General features: G+C 75.6%; 26 protein-coding genes. 14 read left to right on the forward strand and 12 right to left on the reverse strand.

The window, feature by feature from the left end; all coding sequences use genetic code 11:
- Positions 1-10 precede the first annotated feature (10 nt).
- The 4 genes from VKV23_03025 to VKV23_03040 are packed head-to-tail and all read left to right on the forward strand — an operon-like array spanning position 11 to position 3,868.
- Positions 11-2,005: a cytochrome c-type biogenesis CcmF C-terminal domain-containing protein gene (locus tag VKV23_03025; GenBank protein HLI15008.1), complete on the forward strand. Its 1,995-nt coding sequence runs from the start codon at positions 11-13 to the stop codon at positions 2,003-2,005.
- Complete coding sequence (locus VKV23_03030) at positions 2,002-2,553, forward strand: TlpA disulfide reductase family protein (protein HLI15009.1); 552 nt, start codon at positions 2,002-2,004, stop codon at positions 2,551-2,553. Before VKV23_03025 ends, VKV23_03030 begins: the two co-directional genes overlap by 4 nt.
- Entirely contained in the window at positions 2,550-3,059 is a 510-nt protein-coding gene (locus VKV23_03035) for a cytochrome c-type biogenesis protein CcmH (GenBank protein ID HLI15010.1), read from the forward strand. The genes VKV23_03030 and VKV23_03035 overlap by 4 nt, the downstream gene beginning before the upstream one ends.
- A complete protein-coding gene (locus tag VKV23_03040; GenBank protein HLI15011.1) occupies positions 3,056-3,868 on the forward strand; it encodes a hypothetical protein in 813 nt (270 codons plus the stop codon). The genes VKV23_03035 and VKV23_03040 overlap by 4 nt, the downstream gene beginning before the upstream one ends.
- A 7-nt stretch (positions 3,869-3,875) precedes the next feature.
- Here VKV23_03040 and VKV23_03045 read toward each other — a convergent pair whose 3' ends face one another.
- Positions 3,876-5,018, reverse strand: a complete 1,143-nt coding sequence (locus VKV23_03045; protein ID HLI15012.1) for a cysteine desulfurase family protein — start codon at positions 5,016-5,018, stop codon at positions 3,876-3,878.
- A gap of 4 nt (positions 5,019-5,022) precedes the next feature.
- The gene (locus VKV23_03050; GenBank protein ID HLI15013.1) at positions 5,023-5,784 is read right to left on the reverse strand and encodes a helix-turn-helix domain-containing protein; all 762 of its coding nucleotides are present in this window, start codon (positions 5,782-5,784) and stop codon (positions 5,023-5,025) included.
- A gap of 57 nt (positions 5,785-5,841) precedes the next feature.
- Here VKV23_03050 and VKV23_03055 point away from each other — a divergent pair, with 57 nt between their 5' ends.
- From VKV23_03055 to purU, 3 genes are read left to right on the forward strand one after another with little or no spacing between them, the layout of a single operon-like run.
- Positions 5,842-6,969, forward strand: a complete 1,128-nt coding sequence (locus tag VKV23_03055; GenBank protein ID HLI15014.1) for a P-loop NTPase — start codon at positions 5,842-5,844, stop codon at positions 6,967-6,969.
- Positions 6,970-7,009: 40 nt separating this feature from the next.
- Positions 7,010-8,161 (forward strand): HD domain-containing protein, encoded by a 1,152-nt coding sequence (locus VKV23_03060; protein ID HLI15015.1) that lies wholly within the window; start codon positions 7,010-7,012, stop codon positions 8,159-8,161.
- Positions 8,158-9,024 (forward strand): formyltetrahydrofolate deformylase, encoded by an 867-nt coding sequence (purU, locus tag VKV23_03065; GenBank protein HLI15016.1) that lies wholly within the window; start codon positions 8,158-8,160, stop codon positions 9,022-9,024. Before VKV23_03060 ends, purU begins: the two co-directional genes overlap by 4 nt.
- Positions 9,025-9,075: 51 nt before the next feature.
- Here the strand turns inward: purU and VKV23_03070 are convergent, their stop codons facing one another.
- Together VKV23_03070 and VKV23_03075 are read right to left on the reverse strand one after the other, a co-directional pair.
- Positions 9,076-9,999: an SPFH domain-containing protein gene (locus VKV23_03070; protein ID HLI15017.1), complete on the reverse strand. Its 924-nt coding sequence runs from the start codon at positions 9,997-9,999 to the stop codon at positions 9,076-9,078.
- On the reverse strand, positions 9,996-10,499 hold the full coding sequence (locus VKV23_03075) for an NfeD family protein (protein ID HLI15018.1): 504 nt from the start codon (positions 10,497-10,499) through the stop codon (positions 9,996-9,998). Before VKV23_03075 ends, VKV23_03070 begins: the two co-directional genes overlap by 4 nt.
- Before the next feature lie 126 nt (positions 10,500-10,625).
- Between VKV23_03075 and VKV23_03080 the strand changes: the two genes are divergently transcribed.
- Genes VKV23_03080 through VKV23_03100 form a run of 5 tightly spaced genes read left to right on the forward strand, consistent with a single transcriptional unit; the run spans position 10,626 to position 15,467 of the window.
- Positions 10,626-10,862, forward strand: coding sequence for a DUF3107 domain-containing protein (locus VKV23_03080; protein HLI15019.1), 237 nt, complete (start codon positions 10,626-10,628; stop codon positions 10,860-10,862).
- A gap of 39 nt (positions 10,863-10,901) precedes the next feature.
- Positions 10,902-11,855 (forward strand): ArsA family ATPase, encoded by a 954-nt coding sequence (locus VKV23_03085; protein HLI15020.1) that lies wholly within the window; start codon positions 10,902-10,904, stop codon positions 11,853-11,855.
- Positions 11,852-13,018, forward strand: a complete 1,167-nt coding sequence (locus VKV23_03090; GenBank protein ID HLI15021.1) for an ArsA-related P-loop ATPase — start codon at positions 11,852-11,854, stop codon at positions 13,016-13,018. Before VKV23_03085 ends, VKV23_03090 begins: the two co-directional genes overlap by 4 nt.
- A 47-nt stretch (positions 13,019-13,065) precedes the next feature.
- Positions 13,066-13,983 (forward strand): histidinol-phosphatase, encoded by a 918-nt coding sequence (locus VKV23_03095; protein HLI15022.1) that lies wholly within the window; start codon positions 13,066-13,068, stop codon positions 13,981-13,983.
- Complete coding sequence (locus VKV23_03100) at positions 13,980-15,467, forward strand: sensor histidine kinase (protein HLI15023.1); 1,488 nt, start codon at positions 13,980-13,982, stop codon at positions 15,465-15,467. Before VKV23_03095 ends, VKV23_03100 begins: the two co-directional genes overlap by 4 nt.
- 10 nt (positions 15,468-15,477) lie before the next feature.
- Here VKV23_03100 and VKV23_03105 read toward each other — a convergent pair whose 3' ends face one another.
- Entirely contained in the window at positions 15,478-15,762 is a 285-nt protein-coding gene (locus VKV23_03105; GenBank protein ID HLI15024.1) for a WhiB family transcriptional regulator, read from the reverse strand.
- Positions 15,763-16,015: 253 nt separating this feature from the next.
- Here VKV23_03105 and VKV23_03110 point away from each other — a divergent pair, with 253 nt between their 5' ends.
- The gene (locus VKV23_03110; GenBank protein ID HLI15025.1) at positions 16,016-17,455 is read left to right on the forward strand and encodes an MBOAT family protein; all 1,440 of its coding nucleotides are present in this window, start codon (positions 16,016-16,018) and stop codon (positions 17,453-17,455) included.
- 3 nt (positions 17,456-17,458) lie between these two features.
- Positions 17,459-18,598, forward strand: coding sequence for a DUF459 domain-containing protein (locus tag VKV23_03115; protein HLI15026.1), 1,140 nt, complete (start codon positions 17,459-17,461; stop codon positions 18,596-18,598).
- A gap of 22 nt (positions 18,599-18,620) precedes the next feature.
- On the opposite strand, the gene VKV23_03120 is transcribed toward VKV23_03115, so the two are convergent.
- The 7 genes from VKV23_03120 to folP form a co-directional block, all read right to left on the reverse strand.
- Positions 18,621-19,442, reverse strand: coding sequence for an ABC transporter permease (locus VKV23_03120; protein ID HLI15027.1), 822 nt, complete (start codon positions 19,440-19,442; stop codon positions 18,621-18,623).
- Positions 19,402-20,238 (reverse strand): ATP-binding cassette domain-containing protein, encoded by an 837-nt coding sequence (locus VKV23_03125; GenBank protein ID HLI15028.1) that lies wholly within the window; start codon positions 20,236-20,238, stop codon positions 19,402-19,404. The genes VKV23_03120 and VKV23_03125 overlap by 41 nt, the downstream gene beginning before the upstream one ends.
- The gene (locus VKV23_03130; protein HLI15029.1) at positions 20,235-20,738 is read right to left on the reverse strand and encodes a MarR family transcriptional regulator; all 504 of its coding nucleotides are present in this window, start codon (positions 20,736-20,738) and stop codon (positions 20,235-20,237) included. Before VKV23_03130 ends, VKV23_03125 begins: the two co-directional genes overlap by 4 nt.
- A gap of 63 nt (positions 20,739-20,801) precedes the next feature.
- Positions 20,802-21,320 (reverse strand): inorganic diphosphatase, encoded by a 519-nt coding sequence (locus VKV23_03135; GenBank protein HLI15030.1) that lies wholly within the window; start codon positions 21,318-21,320, stop codon positions 20,802-20,804.
- A gap of 14 nt (positions 21,321-21,334) precedes the next feature.
- Positions 21,335-22,153 carry an inositol monophosphatase family protein gene (locus tag VKV23_03140; GenBank protein ID HLI15031.1) on the reverse strand — a complete coding sequence of 273 codons (819 nt, stop codon included), beginning with the start codon at positions 22,151-22,153 and terminating at the stop codon, positions 21,335-21,337.
- Positions 22,150-23,208: a DNA polymerase III subunit delta gene (gene holA, locus VKV23_03145; protein HLI15032.1), complete on the reverse strand. Its 1,059-nt coding sequence runs from the start codon at positions 23,206-23,208 to the stop codon at positions 22,150-22,152. Before holA ends, VKV23_03140 begins: the two co-directional genes overlap by 4 nt.
- Complete coding sequence (gene folP, locus VKV23_03150) at positions 23,205-24,080, reverse strand: dihydropteroate synthase (protein ID HLI15033.1); 876 nt, start codon at positions 24,078-24,080, stop codon at positions 23,205-23,207. Before folP ends, holA begins: the two co-directional genes overlap by 4 nt.
- Between the last annotated feature and the right edge of the window lies 1 nt (position 24,081).

Raw genomic sequence — 24,081 nt, forward strand, 5'->3', positions numbered from 1 at the left:
GCGCCGAGCAGTGGACGGGGTCATTGGCCACGTGGGGGTCGCCCTCGGGCTCGCCGGCGCCCTCGCGGCGATCGTCGCCCTCGTCCTCGGGCAGGTGCTCGGCCGACGCGCCCTCGGCGCAACGGCGCCGACGTACGTAGCCGTCATGGTGCTCGGCGGGCTCGTCGCCGCCGGCGTGATGGAGCACGCCCTCGTCGCCCACGACTTCTCGCTCGCCTTCGTGGCGGCGAACAACTCTCGCGAGACGCCGCTCCTCTTCTCGGTCACGGGGATGTGGTCCGCGCTCCAGGGCTCGATCCTGCTGTGGACGATCATCCTGAGCGGCTACCTCGCCGTCCTCGCCCTGCGCCTGCGTCGCCGCCTCGACGACGCCGTCGTGGCCTGGGCGCTCGTCGTCGGGCTCGCGGTGGCCGTGTTCTTCTACGCGCTCATGCTCGGTCCCGCCGACCCGTTCGCGGCCACGCCCGGCGTCCCGCCCCCCGACGGCGCGGGCCCGAACCCCCTGCTCCAGGACAACACGCTGATCGCCTTCCACCCGGTGTTCCTCTACCTCGGCTACGTCGGCTTCACCGTCCCGTTCGCCTTCGCCGTCGCCTCGCTCGCCACGGGCCGGGTCGGGGAGGGCTGGCTCGCCGCGACGCGCCGCTTCGCGCTCGTCGCCTGGATGTTCCTCACCGTGGGCATCGTCCTCGGCGCGTGGTGGTCCTACCAGGTCCTCGGCTGGGGGGGGTTCTGGGGCTGGGACCCCGTCGAGAACGCCGCCTTCCTGCCGTGGCTGACGGCCACCGCCTACCTGCACTCGGTGATGGTGCAGGAGCGGCGCGGCCTGCTTCGGATCTGGAACCTCTCGCTCCTCGTCGCGACCTTCTCCCTCACGATCCTCGGGACCTTCCTCACCCGCTCGGGCGTGGTCCAGTCGGTGCACGCCTTCTCCGACTCGGGCATCGGTCCGGCGCTGCTCGGCCTGTTCGCCGCCGCCGTGCTCGGCGGGGTGGTGCTCATCGGCTGGCGCGGCGACCGGCTGCGCGCGCCGGGCTCGATCGACGCCGCGGCCTCGCGCGAGGGCGCCTTCCTCGTCAACAACCTCCTCTTCGCCGGCTTCGCCCTCGTGGTCCTCGTCGGGACGGTCTTCCCGCTCTTCGTCCAGGCGATCGACGGCCAGCAGCTCACGATCGGCCGCCCGTACTTTGACGCCTTCGGCCTGCCCATCGGCCTCGCCCTGCTCTTCTTCATGGCGATCGCCCCGGCACTTCCCTGGCGCAAGGCCGCCCCGGGCGTGCTGCGCCGCCGCCTCGTCGTGCCTGCCTGGACCGCCGTCGCCACGGTCGCCGCCTGCGTCGGCGCCGGCCTGCGCGGGCTCGCGCCGCTCCTGGCCTTCGGCCTCGCCGGCTTCGCCGGCGCCTCGGCGCTGCGCCAGCTCGCGCTCGCCGCCGCGGCGGCGCGGCGGCGGGGGCTGTCGCCGCTCACGGGCCTCGTCGGGCGCGCCAACGGCGGCATGGTCGTCCACCTCGGCGTCGTGGTCGTCGCCGTCGGGCTGGCCGCGGCGAGCTCGTTCGGCCAGCGCGCGGAGCTCACGCTGCGTCCGGGGCAGAGCGCGCGCGTCGACGGCCACGAGCTCACCTTGCTCGCGGTGCGCAGCTTCTCCGACCCCAGCCGATCGGGCAGCGAGGCCCTCGTTCGCGTCGACGGCGGCGGGGTGTTCCGGCCGGCCATCGACACCTTCCGCGGCGACACCGAGAGCGTCGGCACGCCCTCGATCGACTCGGGCGCACTCGACGACGTCTACCTCTCGCCGGTCGAGATCACCCCGGGGCGCCAGGTCGTCACCCTCGACGTCGTCGTCCAGCCGCTCGTCGTCTGGCTCTGGATCGGCGGCGCCCTCGTCGCGCTCGGGGCGCTGCTCGCCGCGCTGCCCGGCCGGCGACGCCGGCCGACCGATCCCGCCTCCCTGCTGTTCCCCGAGCTCGCCGAGGAGCTGCCGCCGGCGGTGGGAGCGGTCCGGTGACCGGCCGGCGGGGCCCCGGCAGGGCGCTCGTCGCCGCGAGCGCGGCGGGCGTCGTCGTCCTCGCCCTCGTGGCCGTGCTCGCCACCCGTCACGCCGCGCCCGGCACGAGCGTGCCGAGCAACCTCGGGGGCAGGCCGGCGCCGCCGGCGGCAGGGCGCGACCTGCTCACGGGGCGCCGGGTGAGCCTCGCCGAGTACCGCGGCCGCTTCGTCCTCGTCGACTTCTTCGCCAGCTGGTGCGCGCCCTGCCAGGCCGAGGCGCCGGCGCTCGAGACGCTCGCGTTCCGCGACCGGCGCGAGCTCGCCGTGTTCGGGGTGGCCGTGAAGGACAGCGCGGCGAACGCACGCGCCTTCCTCGAGCGGACGGGAGCGACCTGGCCCGCCGTCGCGGACCCGGGCGAGTCGATCGCCCTCGCCTACGGCGTCGCGGACCCACCGCAGTCCTTCCTCGTCGCTCCCGACGGCGTCGTCGTGGGCCAGATCCTCGGCCAGGTCTCCGTCGCGGCGGTCGACCGCCTCATCGCCGCGGCGAGGAGGGCCGGCGCGTGACCGGCTTGGTGCGTCGAGGCGCCGAGCGCGCCGGCGCGCTCGGCGCGACGCCAGCTGCGTACGTGCTCGCCTGCCTCGCAGCGGCGGCGCTCCTCGCCGTCGGCAGCGTGCACGGCTCCCCGCAGGCCCCGGCGGCTCGCGCCGCCTACCTCGACAGCGTCATCCGGTGCCCGAGCTGCACCGGGCTGTCGATCGCCCAGTCGGACGACCCGATCGCCGTCGCGCTGCGCGCCGAGGTTCGGCGCCTCGTGGACGCCGGGTGGTCGAACGGGGCGATCGAGCGCAAGGTGGTCGCCGAGTACCACGAGAGCGTCCTCCTGTCGCCGCCCGCACACGGCCTCGGCGCCGCCGCCTGGTTCGTCCCGCTCGCGGCGATCGCGGCGGGGGCGGTGGCGCTCGGGGCGGTGCTCGTGCGCCGTCGCCGACTCGCCCCCGGAGACGGCGCCGTGTCGGCGGCGGACGCCGCTCTCGTCGAGGCAGCCCTGCGTGACCAGGGGGGACCGTGAGCCGCCCGGAGCGCCTCGACGAGCTCCACGCGGCCCGCGACCACCTCCTCGCGTCGCTCGCCGACCTCGAGCGCGAGCGCGCCGCGGGTGACGTCGCGGCGGCGGACTACGAGGCGCTGCGCCAGCGCTACGTGGCGCGCACGGCGGCGGTGCTGCGCGCGATCTCGGCCGCCGAGGCGGCACCGGAAAGGGCGCCGGCCGGCCGCTGGCGGGGGCTGCGTCGGCGCCTCGGCCGCCCCGCGACGCGCCGGGGCCTGTGGGCCGGCGTCGTCGTCTGCCTCCTCGGCGCGCTCGTCGTCGTCGCCGCGAGCCTCGCCGGACTGCGCCTCCCGGGACAGTCGGCCACGGGTTCGGTCGCCCTCCCGCCGGCCGGCGTTCTCCGCCAGGAGCTCGTCGACGCGCGCCTGCTCGGCAGCGAGGGCGAGGTGCAGGCGGCGATCGCGCTCTACGACCGCGTCCTCGCTGCGGTGCCGCACCAGCCCGAGGCGCTCACCTACCGCGGCTGGCTCGTGCGCCTCGTCGGCGTCGCCGCCGGCTCGCGCTCGGCGATCGCCCGCGGCGACGCGCAGCTCGCCGAGGCGGTGCGCGTCGCGCCACGCTACCCCGACGCCCGGGCGCTCTACGGCCTCGCGCTGGCCGACGACCGCCACGCCTTCGCCGCGGCCGCGGCGCAGCTGCGCGCCTTCCTCGCCGATCGCCCACCGGCCTCCCTGCTCGAGCCGCTCCGGCCGGCGATGGCCCGGGTGTTCGAGCGAGCGGGCGAGCCCGTGCCTGCAGCCCTCGCGACCGGCGAGCGCCGCGCCCGCTGAGCGGGAGCTACGCGAGGCGCTGCCCGAGCTCGCGCAGCGAGCGCACGACCGCCGGGAAGGCCTCGGCGAAGGCCGAGACGTCCGCCTCGGTCGTCGACCAGCCGACCGACACGCGCAGCGAGCGCTGCGCGTCGACGCCCATCGCCTGGAGCACGGGGGAGGGCTCGAAGGCCTCCGACGAGCAGGCAGATCCCGAGTGCACGGCGACGCCGGACTGGTCGAGGCCGAGGACGACGCCCTCGGCCTCGACCCCGGCAACCTGCACGCACGCGAGGTGAGGGACGCGCCGCTCGGGATCGCCGAGGCAGCTCACCCCGGGGACCTCGAGCGCGGCGGCGAGGAGCGCGTCGGCCTGCCGTCGGGCGCGCGCGGCCGCCGCCTCGAGGGCCCCCGGTGCGGCGAGCGCCCGGGCGACGGCGCCGAAGGCCACGATCCCGCCGGCGTTCTCCGTGCCGGCGCGCCGCCCCCGCTCCTGGTCGGGGCCGACGAGGAGGGGCGCGAGGCGCTGGCCGCGGCGGATGACGAGGGCGCCGACGCCTGGCGGGCCGCCGAGCTTGTGCGCGGAGAGCGAGACGAAGTCGGCGCCGAGCGCCCCGAGGTCGACCGGCAGCTGGCCGACGGCCGCGCAGGCGTCGACGTGGACGCGCACGCCGGCGCGCCGGCAGGCAGCCACCACCTCCTCGACCGGCTGGAGGGTGCCGACCTCGTGGTTGGCGTACTGGCAGTGGACGAGCGAGGGGGCGTCGCGCTCGAGGACCTGCGCGACGCTGTCGAGGTCGACACGCCCGAGCCGGTCGACCGCCAGCCAGGCGACGGGGCCCGAGCGCTCGGCAGAGCGGCGCACCGCGGCGTGCTCGACGGGCGCGAGCGCGATCGGTGCGCCCGGCGCGCCGGCGCGAGCCGCCGCGTTCACCCAGTTCGCCGCCTCCGTCCCGCCCGAGGTGAACACGACCTGCCGGGCGCGCACCCCGAGGAGCTCGGCGAGCGACTCCCGCGCCTCCTCGATCGCCGCGCTCGCCTGGCGACCTTCGGCGTAGGGGCGGCCGGGATCGGCGTGCGCGCCCTCGCGCGCCCAGGCGCACAGCGCCTCGACGGCCTCCGGCCGCAGGGGGGAGCTCGAGGCGTGGTCGAGGTAGTGTCGCCCGGCCACCGGCTCAGCCGGCGACGCTGGCGCAGGTCTTCGCGCCGAGCGCCCGCGACGACAGCTGGACGGAGACGGAGTCGCCGCACAGGCCGGCGAGCATCCCCTGGACCATGCCGCGGTCGACCGCGCACAGCACCGGGTGCTGGAGCACGAGCTCACCGAAGGGGCAGTGGTCCCGCACGACCATCGTCACCGCGTCGCGCGTGTCGGCGTGCGCGGCGAAGCCGTGCGCTGTGAGGGCGTCGGCGACGGCCGCCATCGCGGCGCGCAGCGACCGCTGCGCCTCCCCCGGTGCCATCTGGGCGGCGAGCGCCCGGCCGTACTCCTCGCCGACCTCGACGGCGAGGCGCTCGGCCAGCTCGGGCTCGAGCAGGGCGAGGGCGCGCGTCAGCAGGCTGACGACGAGCGCGTCGTGGCGCGGCGGCATCGGCAGGTCGCTCGTGCTCGCCGGGGCGCGGTAGCGCTTCGAGGGGCGGCCCGCACCGCCCGACTGGTGGTCGAGGGTGACCTCGAGGTAGCCGCCCGCGGCGAGCTTGTCGAGGTGGTGGCGGGCGACGTTCGGGTGGAGGGCGAAGCGCCGGGCGACCTCGGCGGCGGTCGCGCCACCCACCTCGCGCGCGAAGAGGTAGATCTGCCGGCGCGTCGCGTCGCCGAACGCGGCGGCGACCGCGGCGACCGCGGCGGAGAAGCTCTCGCCGTCGACGAGCGCGCCGGGAGCGCCAGCGCCGGCCGACGACTCGACGGTCCCCCTCGGGCGATGCGCCGAGCTCACGACGGTATCCTACCTGGGAAGGGTCCCCGAGGCGCCGTCTCGAGGCGGCAGGTGCGCATGGCTCCCACCAACGACGACGATCGCCTCGCGGCCGCAGCCGAGGTCGAGGACCCCGTCCTCTTCCACCGCCTCGGCGACCTCGGCACGCTCGTGTCGGTGCGCGAGCGCCGCGGGCGGGTCGAGGTGGCGCTGCGCGTCCCGCACCGGGACTACCCGGGGCGCGACGAGCTCGAGCGCCGGCTCTCGCAGGCCTTCGCCGGGGCGAGGGTGCGGCTCGCCCTCGAGGAGCTCGACGAGGACGGGCGCGCCGAGCTCGGCGCGCGCCTGCGAGCGCTCGACGGCACGACGGGGGCGACGAGCGCGCCCGGCCGGGCAGGGGTCCGGCCGAACCCCTTCGCGCAGCGCGGCACCCGTACGCGGGTCCTCGCCGTCGCGTCGGGCAAGGGCGGCGTCGGGAAGTCCTCGGTGACGGTCAACCTGGCCGTTGCCCTCGCGGGTCGCGGGCGCCGCGTCGGCGTGCTCGACGCCGACATCTACGGCTTCTCGGTGCCGCGCATGCTCGGCGTGACCTACCCGCCGCTCGTCCTCGGCCGCACGATCGTGCCGCCCGTCGCCCACGGTGTCCGGGTCATCTCGATGGGGTTCTTCGTCGGCGAGGACCAGGCGGTGGCCTGGCGCGGCCCCATGCTCCACAAGGCGCTCGAGCAGTTCCTCGTCGACGTGCACTGGGGGGCGCCCGACTTCCTCGTCGTGGACCTGCCTCCAGGGACCGGCGACGTCGCGCTGTCGATCGGCCAGCAGCTGCCGGGCGCCGAGCTCTACCTCGTCACGACGCCGCAGCCCGCCGCGCAGCGAGTCGCGCAGCGCGCCGGCGTGCTCGCCCGCCAGCTCAAGCTCCCGGTCCGCGGCGTGATCGAGAACCTGTCGTGGTTCACCGGGCTCGACGGGACCCGCTACGAGCTGTTCGGGCGGGGGGGCGGCGAGGCGCTCGCCGAGGCGCTCGGGGCCCCGCTGCTCGCCCGCATCCCGCTCGAGCCGGCGGTGCGCGAGGGTGCGGACGCCGGCGAGCCGGCGGCGCGTGCCGCTCCCGGCGGCGAGGTGGCGGCCGCCTTCGACGCCCTCGCCGCACGGGTCGTCGAGCTCGGGCCGGTCCGCGTCTACCGCTCCGAGCTCACCGTCTCCTAGCGCCGAGCGCGCCGTCGCACGCATCGGGCACACTCGAGCCGTGCGGGCAGACCTACCGAGCGCCTCCGCCCCGTCCCGGCGCGGCCGGCCGCTGACGGCGCGCGCCCGGGAGTGGGCGGCGACGATGGAGGGCCACCGCCAGGTCGCGCTCGGGGTGCGCCAGGCGCACGACGGCCCGCCGCTCGCCTTCGCCGCGGCGTCGGTCCTCGACCGCGAGGCGCGCGAGGCGGCCGAGGCGGCCGAGCTCGCCCGCGGGGCGACCCGCGCCGACGGCGCGGGGGACCGGGCACGGCCGGAGGAGCCCGACCCCTGGCGGACCTGCTTCGAGCGCGACCGCGACCGCATCCTCCACGAGGCGACGAGCTTCCGCCGCCTCGCCGGCAAGACGCAGGTGTTCATCTTCCCGGCCGACCACCAGCGCACGCGCCTCACCCACGCCCTCGAGGTGTCCCAGGTGGCGACGACGATCGCTCGTGCCTGCCGCCTCAACGTGGCGCTCACCGAGGCGATCGCCCTCGGCCACGACTGCGGCCACGGCCCGTTCGGCCACGCCTCCGAGGACGCCTTCGACCCCTACCTGCCGGGCGGCTTCCGCCACGCGCCCTTCGGCGCACGCGTGACCCTCGCCGGCCTCAACCTGTGCCGAGAGACGCTGGACGGGATCGCCAACCACAGCTGGTCGCGGCCCGCTCCCGCGACCCCCGAGGGTGCCGTCGTGCGCTTCGCGGATCGCATCGCCTACGTCTGCCACGACTTCGAGGACGCCGTGCGGGCCGGCGTCGTGCGGCCCGACGCGCTCCCCGCCCAGGTCGCCGCCACCTGCGGCCGCCGTCGATCCGAGCAGCTCCGGGCGTTCATCACCGACGTCGTCGAGACGAGCGTCGCGACGGGCGCGGTGGCCATGAGCGAGGAGATGGGTGCCGCCCTCGCCGCCTTCCGAGCGTTCAACTACGAGCGGATCTACCTGCGCCCGGAGTCGGCCGCGCAGGCGGAGCAGGTGCAGCGGCTGCTGCGCGCCCTCGTCGAGCACTTCGTCGAGCACCCCGAGCTCCTCGGCGCACCGGCGGTCGGCGACGTGACGGCGGCCGCCGTCGCCTACGTCGCGGGGATGACCGACCGCTTCGCCTGCGAGCAGGCCAAGCGGCTCCTCGACTGGCCGGCCGACGACCTGCCGAGGGGCTTCGACACGTGAGCGCCGGCGCACCAGCCGACCGGATCGTCCTGCGCTTCTCGTGCCCCGACCGCGTCGGGATCGTCCACGCCGTCGCCGGCTTCCTCGCGTCGCGTGACCTCAACATCGTGGAGAGCCAGCAGTTCGCGGAGCCCTCGAGCGGGCGCTTCTTCATGCGCGTCGAGGCGAGCGCGAGGCGGGCCCTCGACCTGCGCGCGCTGCGCGGCGAGTTCGCGCCACTCGCCCAGGAGCTCGCCATGGCCTGGGACCTGCTCGACGCCGAGCGGCGGCCGAGGCTGCTCGTCCTCGTCAGCCGGCTCGGTCACTGCCTGAACGACCTGCTCTACCGGTGGCGGACCGGCTCGCTGCGCGCCGACATCGTCGCCGTCGTCTCGAACCACGCCGACTTCGAGGGCCTGGCGCGCTCGAGCGGCGTGCCCTTCTTCCACCTCCCCGTCTCGCCGCACGGTCGAGCCGAGCAGGAGGCCCGGCTGCTCGAGCTCGTCGACGAGTACGACGTCGAGCTCGTCGTGCTCGCCCGCTACATGCAGATCCTGTCCGCCCCGACCGCCGAGCGCCTCGCCGGGCGGGCCATCAACATCCACCACTCGTTCCTGCCGAGCTTCACCGGGGCCCGTCCCTACCACCAGGCCTACGAGCGCGGCGTGAAGCTCGTCGGGGCGACGGCCCACTACCTCACGGCAGCGCTCGACGAAGGCCCGATCATCGAGCAGGAGGTGGTCCGCGTCGACCACTCGCACTCGCCCGAGCGGCTCGCCGAGCTCGGGCGCGACGTGGAGTGCGTGGTGCTCGCCCGCGCCGTGGCCTGGCACCTCGACCAGCGCGTGATGCTCAACGGCGACAAGACCGTCGTCTTCCGCTGACGCCGCGCCGGCCGTCGATCCCCGCACCGGGCGCGCTTGGCGCCGTCGAGGTCAGGCGGTGCCGTCGACGCGAGCCGGCGCGCCGGCCTCGCCGTTGCTGGCGAGGCCCCCGAGGCGCTCGAGGACGGCGGCGAACTCCATCGGCACGACGAACTTCGTCGACGGCGCCGCGCCGACCTGCTTCAAGGTGTCGAGGTACTGGAGCAGCATCGTGTTGGTGTCGAGGCCACGGGCCACGGCGAGGATGGCCTCGAGCCCCTGCGCGAACCCCTCGGCTCGCAGCACCGCGCTCGTCCGCTCTCCCTCCGCCTGGAGGATCGCCGCCTGCTTGCGCCCCTCGGCGAGGGTGATCGCCGCCTGCCGCTCTCCCTCGGCCTGGAGGATCGCCGCCTGCTTCTGCCCCTCCGACTCGGTGACGAGGGCTCGCCGGGTGCGCTCGGCCGACATCTGGCGCGTCATCGCCTCCTGCACCACCGGCGGCGGGTTGACCTCGCGAACCTCGACGTTCGTCACCTTGACGCCCCAGCGCTCGGTGACCTCGTCGAGGCGGACGCGAAGCGAGGCGTTCATCTCCTCCCGCTTGGACAGGACGTCGTCGAGGGGCATGTCGCCGACCACGCTGCGCAGCGTCGTGGCGGCGATGTTGAGCGCCGCGCCGGAGAAGTTCTGCACGGCGAGGACGGACGTCTTCGGGTCGACCACCTTGTAGAAGATGATGAAGTCGATCGAGATCGGGGCGTTGTCCTTCGTGATCGCCGTCTGGTGGGGGATCTCGAGGAAGCGCTCCCGCAGGTCCACCCAGCTCGTCCGGTCGGTCACCGGGTTGACGAGCACGATGCCCGGACCGCGTACCCCCACGGCTCGCCCGAGTCGGAAGAGCACGATCCGCTGGTACTCGCGCACGATCCGCACGGAGAGCGCGGCGCCGAAGAGCGCGGCGACGAGCACGACGGCGACGACGATGCCGACGATCATGGACGGGGCTCCTTCGTGGGGCGGGACGCGCGCTGCGGGGGAGGCCCCAGGGCGTCGCGCTGCGGCGAACCCTCACCCCAGACCTCGAGGCGGACGCCGCGCGCCCGGATGACCTGGACGGTGGCGCCGGCCGGGACGTAGCCGTTCAGGGAGGTCGCGCTCCACGTCTCGCCCCGCACGCGCACGACGCCGTCGGGGTCGAGCGGGGTCGTCGCGACGCCGAGCTCGGACTCGAGCGACGCGAGGCCCTCGCGGGCGCGCCGGCGGTGCCGGAGGCCGGCGAGCGCGAGCGCGCCGACGCCCGCGGAGACGGCGAGGTCCGCGCCGAGGAGGAGGTAGAGGAGCGGGCGGGCGTAGCCGAGGGCGGCCATGGCGACGAGCCAGCAGGCGGCGGCGACGCCGGCGAGCGCGGCGAGCCCGTGGCCGTGGGGCCCGAGGTGGAAGCCGCCGACCACCCCGAGGACGACGAGCCCGAGGAGCACCCCCGCGACCACCCACATGGCCACTCCCTCCGGCGCGTGCGCGCCCTTCGACCCATGCTACCGGCAGCGCCGCCGCCTCCGTGGTGCGCCCTGCGCTGCCCCTACGATGGCGGGCACTGGGCGCGATCGAGAGGAGCGGTCGGGGTGGACGTGCGCATCGGGATCATCCAGACGCCGAAGGAGCTCGACGTCGAGCTCGGCGACTCGGTCGCGAGGGAGGAGGTCCTCGCCAGCATCGAGGCCGCGCTCGCCGAGCCCGAGGGCGTCCTGTGGCTGACCGACCGGCGCGGCCGGCGCGTCGGCGTCCCCGTGGCCAAGGTCGCCTACGTCGAGGTGGGCGCGGCGAGTGACGAGCGGCGGGTCGGCTTCGGCGCCCCCTGAGCGGTCGCGCCCGGCGACCGCCGTGCGGCGGCCGGCGCCGTGAGCCTGCTCGAGCGCCGCCTGCTCTTCGTCACCGGCAAGGGCGGCGTCGGCAAGACGACGATCGCCGCTGCCCTCGGTCTCCTCGCGTCGCGTCGCGGGCGGCGGGTCCTCGTCTGCGAGCTCGAGCCGAAGGGCGACCTCGCCGCCGCCTACGACTGCGGGGAGACGTCCTTCGTCCCGCGCCAGGTGCGTCCCGGGCTGTACGCGATGTCGATGGACACCGAGGCGTCGCTGCGCGAGTACCTGTGGCTGAACCTCAAGGTGCCGGTCGCGGGCCGCATCGGGACGCTCGCTCGGGTCTTCGACTTCGTCGCGACCGCGGCGCCCGGCGTGCGGGAGGTGCTCACCGTCGGGAAGCTCTGCTACGAGGTGCGCGAGGAGCACTACGACCTCGTCGTGGCGGACGCCTCCTCGACCGGGCACATCGTCGGCCAGCTGGCGGCGCCGGTCGGGATCAACGAGCTCGTGCGCGTGGGGGCCGTCCGCAGCCAGACGCGCTGGATGCTCGAGATGCTCTCCGATCCGGCCACGACGGGCGTCTGCCTCGTGGCGACGCCGGAGGAGATGCCGGTCAACGAGGCGATCGAGCTCGCCGGGCGTCTCGAGGGCGAGACGACCGTCAAGCTCGCGCTCCTCGTCGCCAACCGGGTCCTGCCCGAGCTGTTCGGACGGGGCGAGGAGGCGGTCTTCGAGCGACTCGGCGAGCCCGACGCCCTCGACGCCCTCGGCCGGGCGCTCGGCCCGTCCGAGCGGCGCAGCCTCGAGGAGGTCCTCGCCGCCGCTCGCCTCGCCGTGCGCCTGCGGCGCAACGGCGCGTCCCACCTCGAGCGGCTCCGCCGGGCGGCGCCGTCGGTTCCCCTCGTCTACGTCCCGTTCCTCTTCGGGCGATCGCACGGACCGCGCGCCATCAACCGCGTCGCCGCCGCCCTCGCGGAGGAGCTCGGCGAGTGACCTCCTTCGCGCTCGACCGGCTCCTCGCCGCGAAGGACGTCGTCATCGCCTGCGGTCCCGGTGGGGTCGGCAAGACGACGGTGTCCGCCGCGCTCGGGGTCGCCGCGGCCGCGCGCGGCGGGAAGGTGCTCGTGCTCACCGTCGACCCGGCGCGCCGGCTGGCGGACGCGCTCGGGGTCGCCGGCCTCTCGAACGCCCCGCGGCGCGTCGCACCGGAGGCCTTCGGGCCGTCGGGAGCGGCGATGGCCGGCGAGCTGTGGGCCGCGATGCTCCACTCGAAGGAGTCCTGGGACGCCCTCGTGCGACGCCACGCGCCGAGCGCGCGCATCGCCGAGGAGATCATCGCCAACCCGCTCTACCGCAACATCACCGGCCGCTTCGCGCAGAGCCAGGAGTACATCGCGATGGAGCGCCTCTACGAGCTGCACGCCGAGGGCGAGTACGACCTCCTCGTCGTGGACACGCCCCCCTCGCGCAACGCCCTCGACTTCCTCGACGCGCCCGAGCGCATGGCGGAGTTCTTCTCCTCGCCGCTGCTTCGCTGGCTCACCGCCAGCTACCGCTCCCGCCTCGTCGGGCTCGCGTCGAGGCCGTTCTCCCAGATCGCCGACCGCATCCTCGGGACGCAGTTCCTCGAGGACCTCGCCCGCTTCTTCAGCGTCTTCCAGACGATGGCCGACGGCTTCGTCGCGCGAGCGCGCGCCGTGGGCGCGCTGCTGCGCGACCCCCAGACCACCTTCATGCTCGTCAGCACCCTCGAGACCGTCCCCGCGCTCGAGGCGCGCCGGTTCGTCGAGGCGCTCGCGCGCCGCCGGCTGCACCTCGGCCTGCTCGTGGCGAACAAGGCCCTCCCGCCGAGCCTCGCCGACCCGCAGGCGGCTCGGGTCGCCGAGCGCCTGCGCGAGGACGCGGCGCGCCTCGCGGCCGGCCTCGGCGGCGCGCTGGGCGGCGACGTGCGCCTCGTCGAGCGGGTCCTCGCCGAGGTCGGCACGAGCTTCGCCAACTTCCGCCTCGTCGCGACCCGCGAGGCGGAGCTGCTCGCCGAGCTCGCCCGCCTCCACGAGGTGTTCGTCACCGTCCCCCACCTGTCCGAGGACGTCGTCGAGCTCGCCCGGCTCGCTGCGATCGGGGAGCTCCTCTTCGAGGGGGCCGTGGGGAGCTGACGGACGGCCCCGCCGGGGCGGCGGGGGGCAGGACCTACGATGGGTCCGTGCTGGACTACCACGTCCACCTCTGGCCGCACGAGGAGCGCGCCGACGCCCGCGAGCACCGCCTCGAGCGCCTCGCCGCCTACTGCGAGCGGGCGGCCGCCCAGGGCGTGGCCGAGATCGCGCTCACCGAGCACCTGTTCCGCTTCCGCCAGGGCCGTGCCTGCGTCGGGGAGTTCTGGCGCGACGAGGCCGACGAGCGCCTCGCCGCCCACCTCGCCGCCTACTTCGACCACCACGCCACCGCCGACCTCGACGACTACGTCGAGGACGCGCTCGCCGCCCAGGCTGCCGGCCTGCCGGTCGTCGTCGGCCTCGAGGTCGACTACTACCCGGGGCGCATGGAGGCGGTCGCCGCCCTCCTCGCGGGCTACCCGTTCGACGTCCTGCTCGGGTCGGTGCACTGGCTCGGCGCGTGGACCTTCGACGACCTCGGCGACGCGACCTCGCTCGCCGAGTGGGACCGCCGCACCCTCGCCTCGACGTGGCGCGACTACACGCGCGCGCTCGAGGAGCTCGCCGGGACGAAGACCTGCGACGTCCTCGCCCACCCCGACCTCGTCAAGGTGGCCGGGAGGCGACCGTCGCCGGCCCTCGTCGCCGAGTGCCACGCCCGCATCGCCGAGGCGGCGGCCTCCTCCGGGATGGCCGCCGAGCTGTCCTGCGCGGGCTGGCGCAAGCCCGCCGCGGAGGCGTACCCGGCGCCGGAGCTGCTCCGACTGTTCGCCGCGGCGGGCGTCGGGCTCACGACCGCCTCGGACGCCCACGGCCCGGCGCGCGTCGGCGAGCGGTCGGCCGAGCTCGCGGCGCTGGCGCGTGCCGCCGGCTACGAGACGCTGCGTGCCTTCCGACGCCGCAGGGCGCGGCCGGTCCCGATCGGCGAACCGGCGCACGCCTCGCCGGCCGGGTCGGCGCGGTGACCTCCCCGGTCGAGCTCGCTCGCGACCAGACGAGCCTCGACGCCGCGTCGCGCCGGCACCTCGAGCGCCTCATGGCCTCCTGGAGCCTGCTCGCCGACTTCTCCTTCTCGGACCTCCTCCTCTACGCACCGCTGGCGCCCGAGGGGGCCGAGCCCGGCGTCCGCCGCTTCGTCGTGCTCGGCCAGATGCGGCCGACGACGAGCCCGACCGTCTACCGCGACGACCTCGTCGGCCGCGTCGTCGGTGCCGACGCGGTGCCGCTCGTGCGCGAGTGCTTCCGGCGAGGGGCGATCGTCGCAGGGGAGGGCGTCGTCGAGGGCGAGCACCTGCTCGTCCGCTACCAGTGCGTGCCGGTCCGCTTCGACGGGCGCGTCGTCGGCGTGCTCTCGCGTGCCTGGTCGCCGACGGTCGGCCGGCGCACCGGCGAGCTCGAGCGGGTCTACCTGCGCCTGTTCGAGTCGCTCGCCGCGATGGTGAGCGACGGCGTCTACCCCTTCGCCACCGAGCGCGCCGCCGCGGAGGAGGCGCCCCGGGTCGGCGACGGCGTCCTCGTCCTCGACGCCGATCGACGCGTCACCTTCGCCTCGCCGAACGCGGTGAACGCGCTGCACCGGATGGGGATCGTCTCGTCGATCGTCGGCTCGACCCTCGCGCAGCTCGGCGTCGACTCCGAGGCGGTGCGCGTCGCGTTCGCCGACGCCGCGCCGATGACCGAGGAGATCGAGCTGCGGCCCGAGGTCGTCGTGCTGGCCCGCTGCATCCCCCTCATCGAGGCGGGGCGGGTGACGGGCGCCGCCCTGCTCGTGCGCGACGTGACGGACCTGCGCAGCCGGGACCGGCTCCTCCTGTCGAAGGACGCGGCGATCCGCGAGGTCCACCACCGGGTGAAGAACAACCTGCAGACGATCTCGTCGCTGCTGCGGCTGCAGTCACGTCGCCTCGAGGACGAGGCCGGGCGCCTCGCCCTCCTCGAGGCGGAGCGCCGGGTGCGCGCGATCGCCCTCGTGCACGAGATCCTCGCCCGCGAGCCCGGCGAGCAGGTTCCCTTCGGCGACATCGTGCCGGCGCTCGTCGACCTCGCGCGCCACGCCAACGTCTCGCCGCGAGCACTCGAGGTGCACGTCGCCGGCGAGCCGGGGGAGCTCGCGGCCGACGTCGCCACCCCCCTCGCCGTCGTCATCACCGAGCTGCTCCAGAACGCCGTCGAGCACGCCTTTGCCGGTGCCGACGGCGCAGGTCAGCGCGTCGACCTCACCTTCCGCCCGGGCGAGGACGCGCTCACCGTCGAGGTGCGCGACAACGGCCGGGGCTTCCCGCCCGGCTTCGACCTCGACGCGACGGCCAGCCTCGGACTCGCCATCGTGCGCGATCTCGTGCGAACCCAGCTCGGCGGCTCGATCACGATCGAGAGCCGCGACGGCGCGCTCGTGCGGCTCGAGGTCCCGCTCGGCCCGCGGCCAGCGGCTGCCCGGCAGCGCTCGTGACGGCCGCGCCTCACGAGGCGCGCCGCTGCCCGGCCAGCCAGGCCTTGCGCAGCTTGCGGCGCTCCTCCTCCGACGTGCCGCCCCACACCCCCGCCTCCTGGTTCGTCGCGAGGGCGAACTCGAGGCAGGCCGCCCGGACCTCGCAGTCGCTGCAGACCGCCTTCGCCGCCTCGATCTGGTCGATCGCCTGCCCCGTCGTCCCGACGGGGAAGAAGAGGTCGGGGTCGGTGTCACGGCACGAGGCGCGGGCACGCCAGTCCTCGCGGTCCCACTCGATGGACCGGTTCCACGTCAGGGCCACGCCTACCTCCTCGCCGTCCTGCGCGCTCGTGCACGCGTTCACAAGGCAAGACACAGCCCCCCACCGCACCTGCCACGCAGCTCGCCCGCGCCCGCGCGGGCGGCCCCTAGGGCGCGTGCATGTTACGTCCCGGTTGCAAGGCCGGCAAGGATCTCCGCCCCTGGCTGCGGCGCGTCACGGCCGGGCCGCCTGAGTAAGGTGCCAGCGTCAGCGTCAACGGACACCGCCGTGCCGACGAGGGGTGCGCTTGCTCTTCCCGACGATCGACTTCGCCATCTTCTTCGGCATCGCCTTCGTGGGGAACTGGCTGCTCCGCCCCTACCGGCGGGCGTGGAAGCTCTTCATCCTCGCGGCGAGCTACGTCTTCTACGGCTGGTGGGACTGGCGCTTCGTCTTCCTCCTCGCGGCCTCGACGCTGTGCACCGCGGCCGGGGCCCGGCTCGTCCATGGCGCCGCGACCGAAGCCGGCCGGCGGCGCTTCCTCGTCGCGACGCTCGTCGCCGAGCTCGGCCTGCTCGGGTGGTTCAAGTACTACGGCTTCGCGTCGAGCTCGATCGACAGCGCGCTGCACCGCCTCGGCGTCCACGGCGACCCGATCCCGCTGCTCCAGGTCACGCTGCCGGTCGGCATCTCCTTCTTCACCTTCATGGGGCTCTCCTACGTCATCGACGTCTACCGGCGCCGGCTGGAGCCGTCGGCCTTCCTCGACGTCGCCGTCTACGTCGCGTTCTTCCCCCACCTCGTCGCCGGGCCGATCGTGCGCGGCAGCGAGCTCCTGCCCCAGATCCACGCCGCGCACCGGCGCGACCCGCGGCGCATCGACCTGCCGCAGGCCGCCTACCTCATCTTCGGCGGGCTGTTCAAGAAGGTCGTCATCTCGAGCTACGTGGCCTCGGCGATCGTCGACCCGGTGTTCAACACGAGCCCGACGCTGCACTCGGCCGCCGAGGTCCTCCTCGCCGCCTACGGGTACGCGGTCCAGATCTACTGCGACTTCAGCGGCTACACCGACATCGCGATCGGCTGCGCCCTCCTGCTCGGCTTCCGCTTCCCCCAGAACTTCGACGCGCCCTACACCGCACGCTCGCTCCAGGACTTCTGGCGCCGCTGGCACATCACGCTGTCGCTGTGGCTGCGCGACTACCTGTACATCCCGCTCGGCGGCAACCGTGGCTCGCGCCTCGCCCTCTACCGCAACCTGCTCATCACGATGGTGCTCGGCGGGCTGTGGCACGGTGCGGCGTGGACCTTCGTGCTGTGGGGTGCGCTGCACGGCGTGGGTCAGGCCGTGGGCCACTTCCGCCGGGCGCGCCGGACGGCGCGCGGCCTCAGCCCCCAGCGCGAGGGCACCCTGGCCCTCGCCTGGCAGCGCCTCGCTACCTTCCAGGTCGTGTGCCTCGGGTGGATCTTCTTCCGGGCCGACTCGATCGGGGCGGCCTTCGGCTTCGTGGCGCGGCTGTTCACCGGGTGGGGCGCGCCCTCCCCCCTCGTGCGCCTCCCGGTCGTCGCCGCCATCGTCGGCGCCCTGGCCCTGCAGTACCTGCCGAGGGACCTCGCCGAGCGCGCCCAGGAGGCCTTCGCCCGCCTCGGCGCCCTGGCGAAGGGCGCGGTCCTCGGCCTCGTCCTGCTCGTCATCACGACGCTCGGCCCCCCCGGCGTCGCCCCGTTCATCTACTACCGGTTCTGAGCGATGCGCCAGGCCCTCGCCCGTCCGAACCGCCCCCGGCGCCGGCCGGCGCTCGCGGGCGCGGCCGACCGCCTGGCCGAGCGCGACGGCGTCCGTCGGCGCGCGCCGGCCCGCGGGCGCTACGTGCCGGCGGGGAAGGTGCTCGGCGTCGGGCTGGCGTGCTTCGGGCTGTGGCTCGCGCTCGACGCGCGCCAGCTGTACACCTCGGCGGTGGCAGCGCCGCCCGGGGCGCGCCGGACGGTCGCGATGGCGATCCTCCGGCCGATCGCCCGCCTGAGCGAGGCGCTCAGCCTGGACCGCCTCGTGAACCTCGGCAACCGGGCGCTCGGGCGCGCCGGTGCGCCGACGCCCGGCGGGCTCTCGGCGGCCGGACCACCGCCGGCTGCGCCGTCGCCGCCGCCGACGACGCTGCCGGGCAGGGCGCGCACCGGCTCGCGGCCGCCGGCGCCGACGAGGCCGAAGCGGTCGCGCGCCGGCCTCCCCCCGCTCGCCCAGCCGACGCCCGCGTCGCCGCTTCGCATCCTCGAGGTCGGCGACTCGCTCGGCGAGGACCTCGGCGACGGGCTCGCCGACGTCCTCGGCGGCGACCCGCGCGTCCGCCTCTTCCCCGAGGCCGTCGGTTCGACCGGTCTCGCGAACGCCGCCTACTACGACTGGCCGGCGGTGCTCGCGCGCGACCTCGCGCGCTACCACCCGCAGGTCGTCGTCGTCATGATCGGGGGGAACGACGCCCAGGCCTTCGCGGTCGGCGACCGCATCGCGACGTTCGGCACCGCCTTCTGGCGCGCCCAGTACGCGCAGCGCGTCGCGACGATGATGCGGGAGGCGACCGCCGCCGGCGCGCGCGTGCTGTGGGTGGGCATGCCGATCATGCGCAGCCCTGCCTTCTCGGCGGACATGGCCGAGCTGAACGGCATCTACGCCGCCGAGGCGAGGCGCTTCGCGGGGGTGCGGTTCCTGTCGACCTGGAAGCTCTTCGCCACGCCCTCCGGCGCCTACTCCGCCTACCGGACCGAGGCGAACGGGGACGTCGTCGTCGTGCGCGACCCCGACGGCGTGCACATCGCGCCCCCGGCCGGGGAGGAGCTGCTCGCGCACGCCGCCGTGGCGGCGATGGAGCGCGCCTTCAGGATCCGCCTGTGAGGCCCTGGCGCTCGGGGGGCGTTCAGCGCGCGAGGCGGGCGACGAGCGAGGAGGCCGCCGTCACGCCGGCGGCGACGGCGAGGAGGAGGACGCCGAAGTCCACGCCGAGGTGTGCCGGTGCCCGGATGAGCAGGCCGCGCAGGGCGTCGACCTCGTAGCTGAGGGGGTTCACCGCGCTCAGCGCGCGCAGCCAGCCGGGCATGACGTGCACCGGGTAGAGGGCGTTCGAGGCGAAGAAGAGCGGCATCGTGATCATCTGGCCGATGCCCATCAGGCGCTCGCGGCGCAGCACGACCCCGGCGACGGTCATCGACAGGCAGGCGAAGAAGGCCGAGCCGAGCAGCACCACCGCGAACGCGCCGAGGATGTCGAGCGGGTTCGCGCTGAGCGCGACGCCGAGGAGGGCGGAGAGGACGAGGACGACGACCACCTGGGCGAGGGCCCGGATGCCCGCGGCGAAGGACTTGCCGAGGATGAGCGCCGAGCGCGGCGTGGGCGTCACGAGGAGCTTCGTGAGCACGCCGGCGTCCCGCTCCCAGATGATCTGGATCCCGTAGAAGATGGCGATGAACAGGCCTGCCTGCGCGATCACCCCCGGCGCGAGGAAGTCGAGGTAGGGGAGCCGGCCGGTGGGGATGGCGTGCAGGCGGGTGAAGGTCTCGCCGAAGATCACGAGCCAGAGCACCGGCTGGACCGCACGCGTCACGAGCTCGGCGCGGTCGTGGCGCAGCTTCTGCAGCTCGACGAGGCAGAAGGCGGCGACGCGCGCCGGGTAGCGGCGCCACGGCGCGGCGCCGGCGGGCTCACGAGACGCGCGAGGCAGTGTGGCGCGTGCTGCGGACAGCGCGGAGCCCTCCCTTCTCGGTCCCGGCGCTGTCGAGCTCGGCGCCGCCGCTGTGGTGGCGGAAGACGTCGTCCAAGGTGGCCGAGGGGCCGAGCGAGGCCTTGAGCTCGGCGGGGGTTCCCTCGGCGCGGATCTCGCCGAGGTGCATGAGCGCGACCCGGTCGCACAGCGCGTCGGCCTCGTCCATGTAGTGGGTCGTGAGCAGGACCGTCATGCCGGTCTCGGCGCGCAGCTGCTCGACGCGGGTCCACACGCCGACGCGCGCGACGGGGTCGAGGCCGATCGTCGGCTCGTCGAGGATGAGCACGGTCGGCCGCCCGACGAGCGCCTGGGCGAGCTCGAGGCGGCGGACCATCCCCCCCGAGTAGGTGCCGGCCAGGCGGTCGGCCGCCTCGGCGAGGCCCATCATCTCGAGGACCTCGCCGACGCGCGCCCGGCGTTCGCGCCGTGGCACGTCGAAGAGGCGGGCGAACCACTCGACGTTCTCCCGCCCCGTGAGCGCCGGCTCGATCGACAGCTGCTGGGGCACGTAGCCGAGGAGGCGGCGCACCGCCATCGGCTCGGAGCGCACGTCCCGGCCGAGGACCTCGACGGTCCCCTCCTGGCAGGGCAGCAGCGTGTTGAGGACGCGCATCGTCGTCGTCTTCCCGGCGCCGTTCGGCCCGAGCAGCCCGAAGACCTCCCCGCGCTCGACGACGAGGTCGATCCCTCGCACGGCGACGTGGTCGCCGAAGGCGTGGCGCAGGCCGCGGCAGGCGACCGCGGGAACGCCGCCCGGGGTGCGTCCTGCGTTCACCGAGCGCGTCCTTCGCGCTCGAGCTCGGCGCCGAGGCGCTCGAGCGGCTCGAGCGCGGCGGCGAGCAGGCGCGCGTCGCGCGCCGGGAGGTGGCCGAGCGCCTCGGCGACCGCGAGCACCCGCCGGTCGTGCCAGGCGTCGACCGTCTCGCGCAGCGCCGGGGCGAGGTCGAGGCGGGCAACGCGCCGGTCGGCGGCGTCGACGGAGCGCGCGAGGAGCCCGGCGTCTGCCAGCTGGCCGACGAGCGTGCTCACGGTGTTGGCGGCGAGCCGGAGCTCGGCCGCCGCCTCGGCGACGGAGACGCCGGGACGGCGGCGCACGAGGCGCACGAGCTCGAGCTGGGACCCGGTGAGGCGGGCGAGCTCGGCGGGCCGGGCGGCGACGCGGCGCGCGCTGCGCTGGAGCAGTGCGACCGCCGCGAGGAGCCGCTCCGCGAGGGCGTCGTCGGCCGGTGCGTCTCGCACCGGCGGGTCGACTCGAGCGGCGGTCCTCGGTGGCACGCCCCGAGAATAGCTCTGTCGCAGAGCTACTCTGCGACAGAGGTGGCCTGGGGCGCTCGGCCCTCAGTGCGCGCGGTGACGGGCGGTGCCCGCCTCGAGCTCGGCCTCGGCCTCGGCACGCCCCAGCCAGGTGGCGCCCTCGACGTGCTTGCCGGGCTCGAGCGCCTTGTAGGTCTCGAAGAAGTGCTGGATGCGGTCCCGCTCGAAGGCCGGGATGTCCGCGAGGTCGCGCACGCCGTCGTAGCGGGGGTCGCCCGCCGGTACGCACACGAGCTTGTCGTCCGGGCCCTTCTCGTCGGTCATCTTGAAGAGCGCGACCGCCCGTGCGCGCACGACGCAGCCGGGGAAGGTCGGCTCCTCGACGAGGACGAGCGCGTCCAGCGGGTCGTCGTCGCGCCCGAGCGTGCCCTCCACGAAGCCGTAGTCGCTCGGGTAGACCATGGAGGTGAACAGGGTGCGGTCGAGGCGGATCCGCCCGGTCGAGTGGTCGACCTCGTACTTGTTGCGCTGACCCTTCGGGATCTCGATGACGACGTCGAACTCCACGGTCCCCTCCTCGGCGCGCCCTGGCGGCCCCGGCATGCTAGCGAGGAGCCTCAGCTCGCCGCCGCCTCGCGCAAGAGCGCGAGGAGCGGCTCGAGGAGCCCGTCGGCCGCGACGACGAGGGTCTCCTCGGGGACGCCGAGGCCGCGCACCTCGGCGGAGCGCGCGCCGGCCTCGCGGGCGACGAGGAGGCCTGCCGCGCTGTCCCAGGGCTTGAGGTGCGCTTCGTAGTAGGCGTCGAGGCGCCCGGCCGCGACGTAGCACAGGTCGAGCGAGGCGGCGCCCGAGCGCCGGAGGTCACGCACCGCCCCCGCGACGCGCGCGACGAGGCGCCCCTGGGCCGCGCGCGCCTCAGCGTCGTAGCTGAAGCCCGTGCCGACGAGCGCCTCGGCGAGGGCAGGCGCCCGCCGGGCGGCGAGCGGCCGGCCGTTCAGCGTCGCCCCGCCGCCGCGCGTGGCGCAGAAGGTCTCGTCGTGGGTGGGGTCGTGGACGACGCCGAGGAGCGGGCCGGACTCGTCGACGAGCGCGATCGACACGGCCCAGGCGGGGTAGGCGTAGACGAAGTTCGTCGTGCCGTCGAGCGGGTCGACGACCCAGGTGCGCCCCGAGCGCCCGACGAGCTCGCCGCCTTCCTCCCCGAGGATGGCGTCGTCGGGGTGCCCGACGCGCAGCGCGTCGACGATGAGGCGCTCGCTCGCGCGGTCGGCAGCCGTCGCGAGGTCGGTTCGCGAGCTCTTGCGCGTCGCCGCCCGGCCGAGGCCTCCCTGGGCGCCCGCGGGCTCGGCCGCCTCGGCGAGGAGCCGCCCGGCACGCCGGGCGAGGTCCTCGGCGAAGGCCGCCTCGCCGGCGAGGGTCGCGGCGTCGGCGGTCATCGGCGCACCCGGCGCGCTGCCCGGTGCTCGCGCCCGCGGGCCGCCCGCCGGTTCCGGTCCGCCAGGCGCGCGACGAGGATCTCGAGCACCGCCTCGGGCGGCAGGCCGGAGCGGCCGCGCAGGTCGAGGTCGGCCGCCGCGAGGAGGCGAATGGCGTCCGCCACGCCCTCGTGGCCGAGGCGGCGCGCCTGCTCGAGCGCCTTGCGCGCGGGGAACGGCGAGAGACGCGTGAGCGCGGCCGCCGCCCGCTCGTCGGGCACCTCGGCGCCGTCGAGGCGGAGCATCGCGCCGTAGTGGCGGTGGAGCGTCGCGACCAGCGCGAGGGGCGCGCGCCCGCCCGCGCCGAGGAGGCGGTCGAGCGCCTCGAGGGCCCCGGGCAGGTCGCCCCGGTCGATCGCGTCGGTGAGCTCCCACGGGGCGACGCCACCCGCCTCGCCGAGGAACGGCTCGAGCTCGTCCGCCGCGATCGTCGCCCCGGGACCGAAGGCCGCCTCGAGGCTCGCGAGCAGGCCCTCGAGGCGGTCGAGGTCCTCGCCGAGGTGCGCCTGGAGCAGGGCCGCGGCCGGCGGCTCGAGCCGCACGGCGGCGGCGCTGAGGTGCTCGTCGAACCAGGCGCGACGCCGGGCGCCGCTCGGCGCGCCGGCGTCGACCACGACCCCGACCTCGCGGACGCGGCGCGCGAGCGGCGCCGGCGCAGGCCGGCCGGGGAAGGCGAGGACGAGGACGGTGCTCTCGAGCGGACTGGCGAGGTAGTCGAGGAGCTCGCCGACCTGCGCGCTCGACAGGCGGCTGGCGTCCGAGACGACCACGACGCGCGCGGCGGCGAAGAGCGGGGGGGTGCGGCAGGCGTCGAGGACCGGCGCGATCGACAGGTCCTCCTCCAGACCCGCGCCGGCGTACTCCTCGAGCGCACAGGCGCCGCCTTCGGCCGAGGCGAGCGAGTCGACGAGGGCGCGCAGCTCCTGGCCGACGAGGCCGGCGTCCTCGGGCGTCGACCCCTGCACGAGGTAGCAGGGGAAGGGTCGCCCGCTCGCGTCGAGCGCCGGGGCGTTCACGCCTCGAGCACGGCGGCGAGCAGGTCGACGACGCGCCGCGCTCCCGCGACGTCGTGGACGCGCACGACTCGGCAGCCGCGCGCGACGCCGAGCGCGACGGCCGCGAGGGTCGCCTCCCGACGCTCGTCGACGGCGAGCGAGAGGAGCTCGCCGAGGAAGTCCTTGTTCGACGCGGACAGGAGGAGGGGCTGCCCGAGTCCCGCGAGGCGGTCCGAGGCGCGCAGGAGCTCGAGGGACTGGCCGGCGCGCTTGCCGAGGTCGAGGCCGGCGTCGAGGATGACCGACTCCCGGCCGATGCCGGCCCGCAGCGCCCGCTCGAGGCGGTCGAGGAGGAACGACTCGACCGCCGAGACGACGTCGCCCCCCTCGTAGACGGGGTCGGGATCGGGGACGCGCGGGGCGAGGCGGATGTGGGTGGCGACCACCGCGGCGCCGGCCGCGGCCGCGGCCGGGAGGTAGCCGGGATCGGCGAAGCCGCTGATGTCGTTGCCGAGCGAGGCGCCCGCGGCGAAGGCGGCCGCGGCCACCTCGGCCCGCCAGGTGTCCACCGACACCGCCACGTCGAAGCGGGCCGTGATCGCCTCGACGGTCGGGACGACCCGGTCGAGCTCCTCGGTGACGCCGACGGGGTCGCCCTCGCCGGCCTTCACGCCGCCGACGTCGATGATGTCGGCCCCCGAGGCGACGAGCTGCTCGCAGCGCTCGAGGGCGGCGTCGAGGGCGAAGGTGGCGCCGCGGTCGAAGAAGGAGTCGGGCGTCCGGTTGACGATCCCCATGACGAGGGCGCGCGTCGTCACGTCGAAGCGGCGCTCGCGAAGCGTCACGAAGATCGGCGCGCCCGGGCGCACGACGCCGAGGTCGGCGTGCCGCACG

This window comes from Acidimicrobiales bacterium, from assembly GCA_035294085.1.
Lineage (GTDB): Bacteria > Actinomycetota > Acidimicrobiia > Acidimicrobiales > Bog-793 > DATGLP01.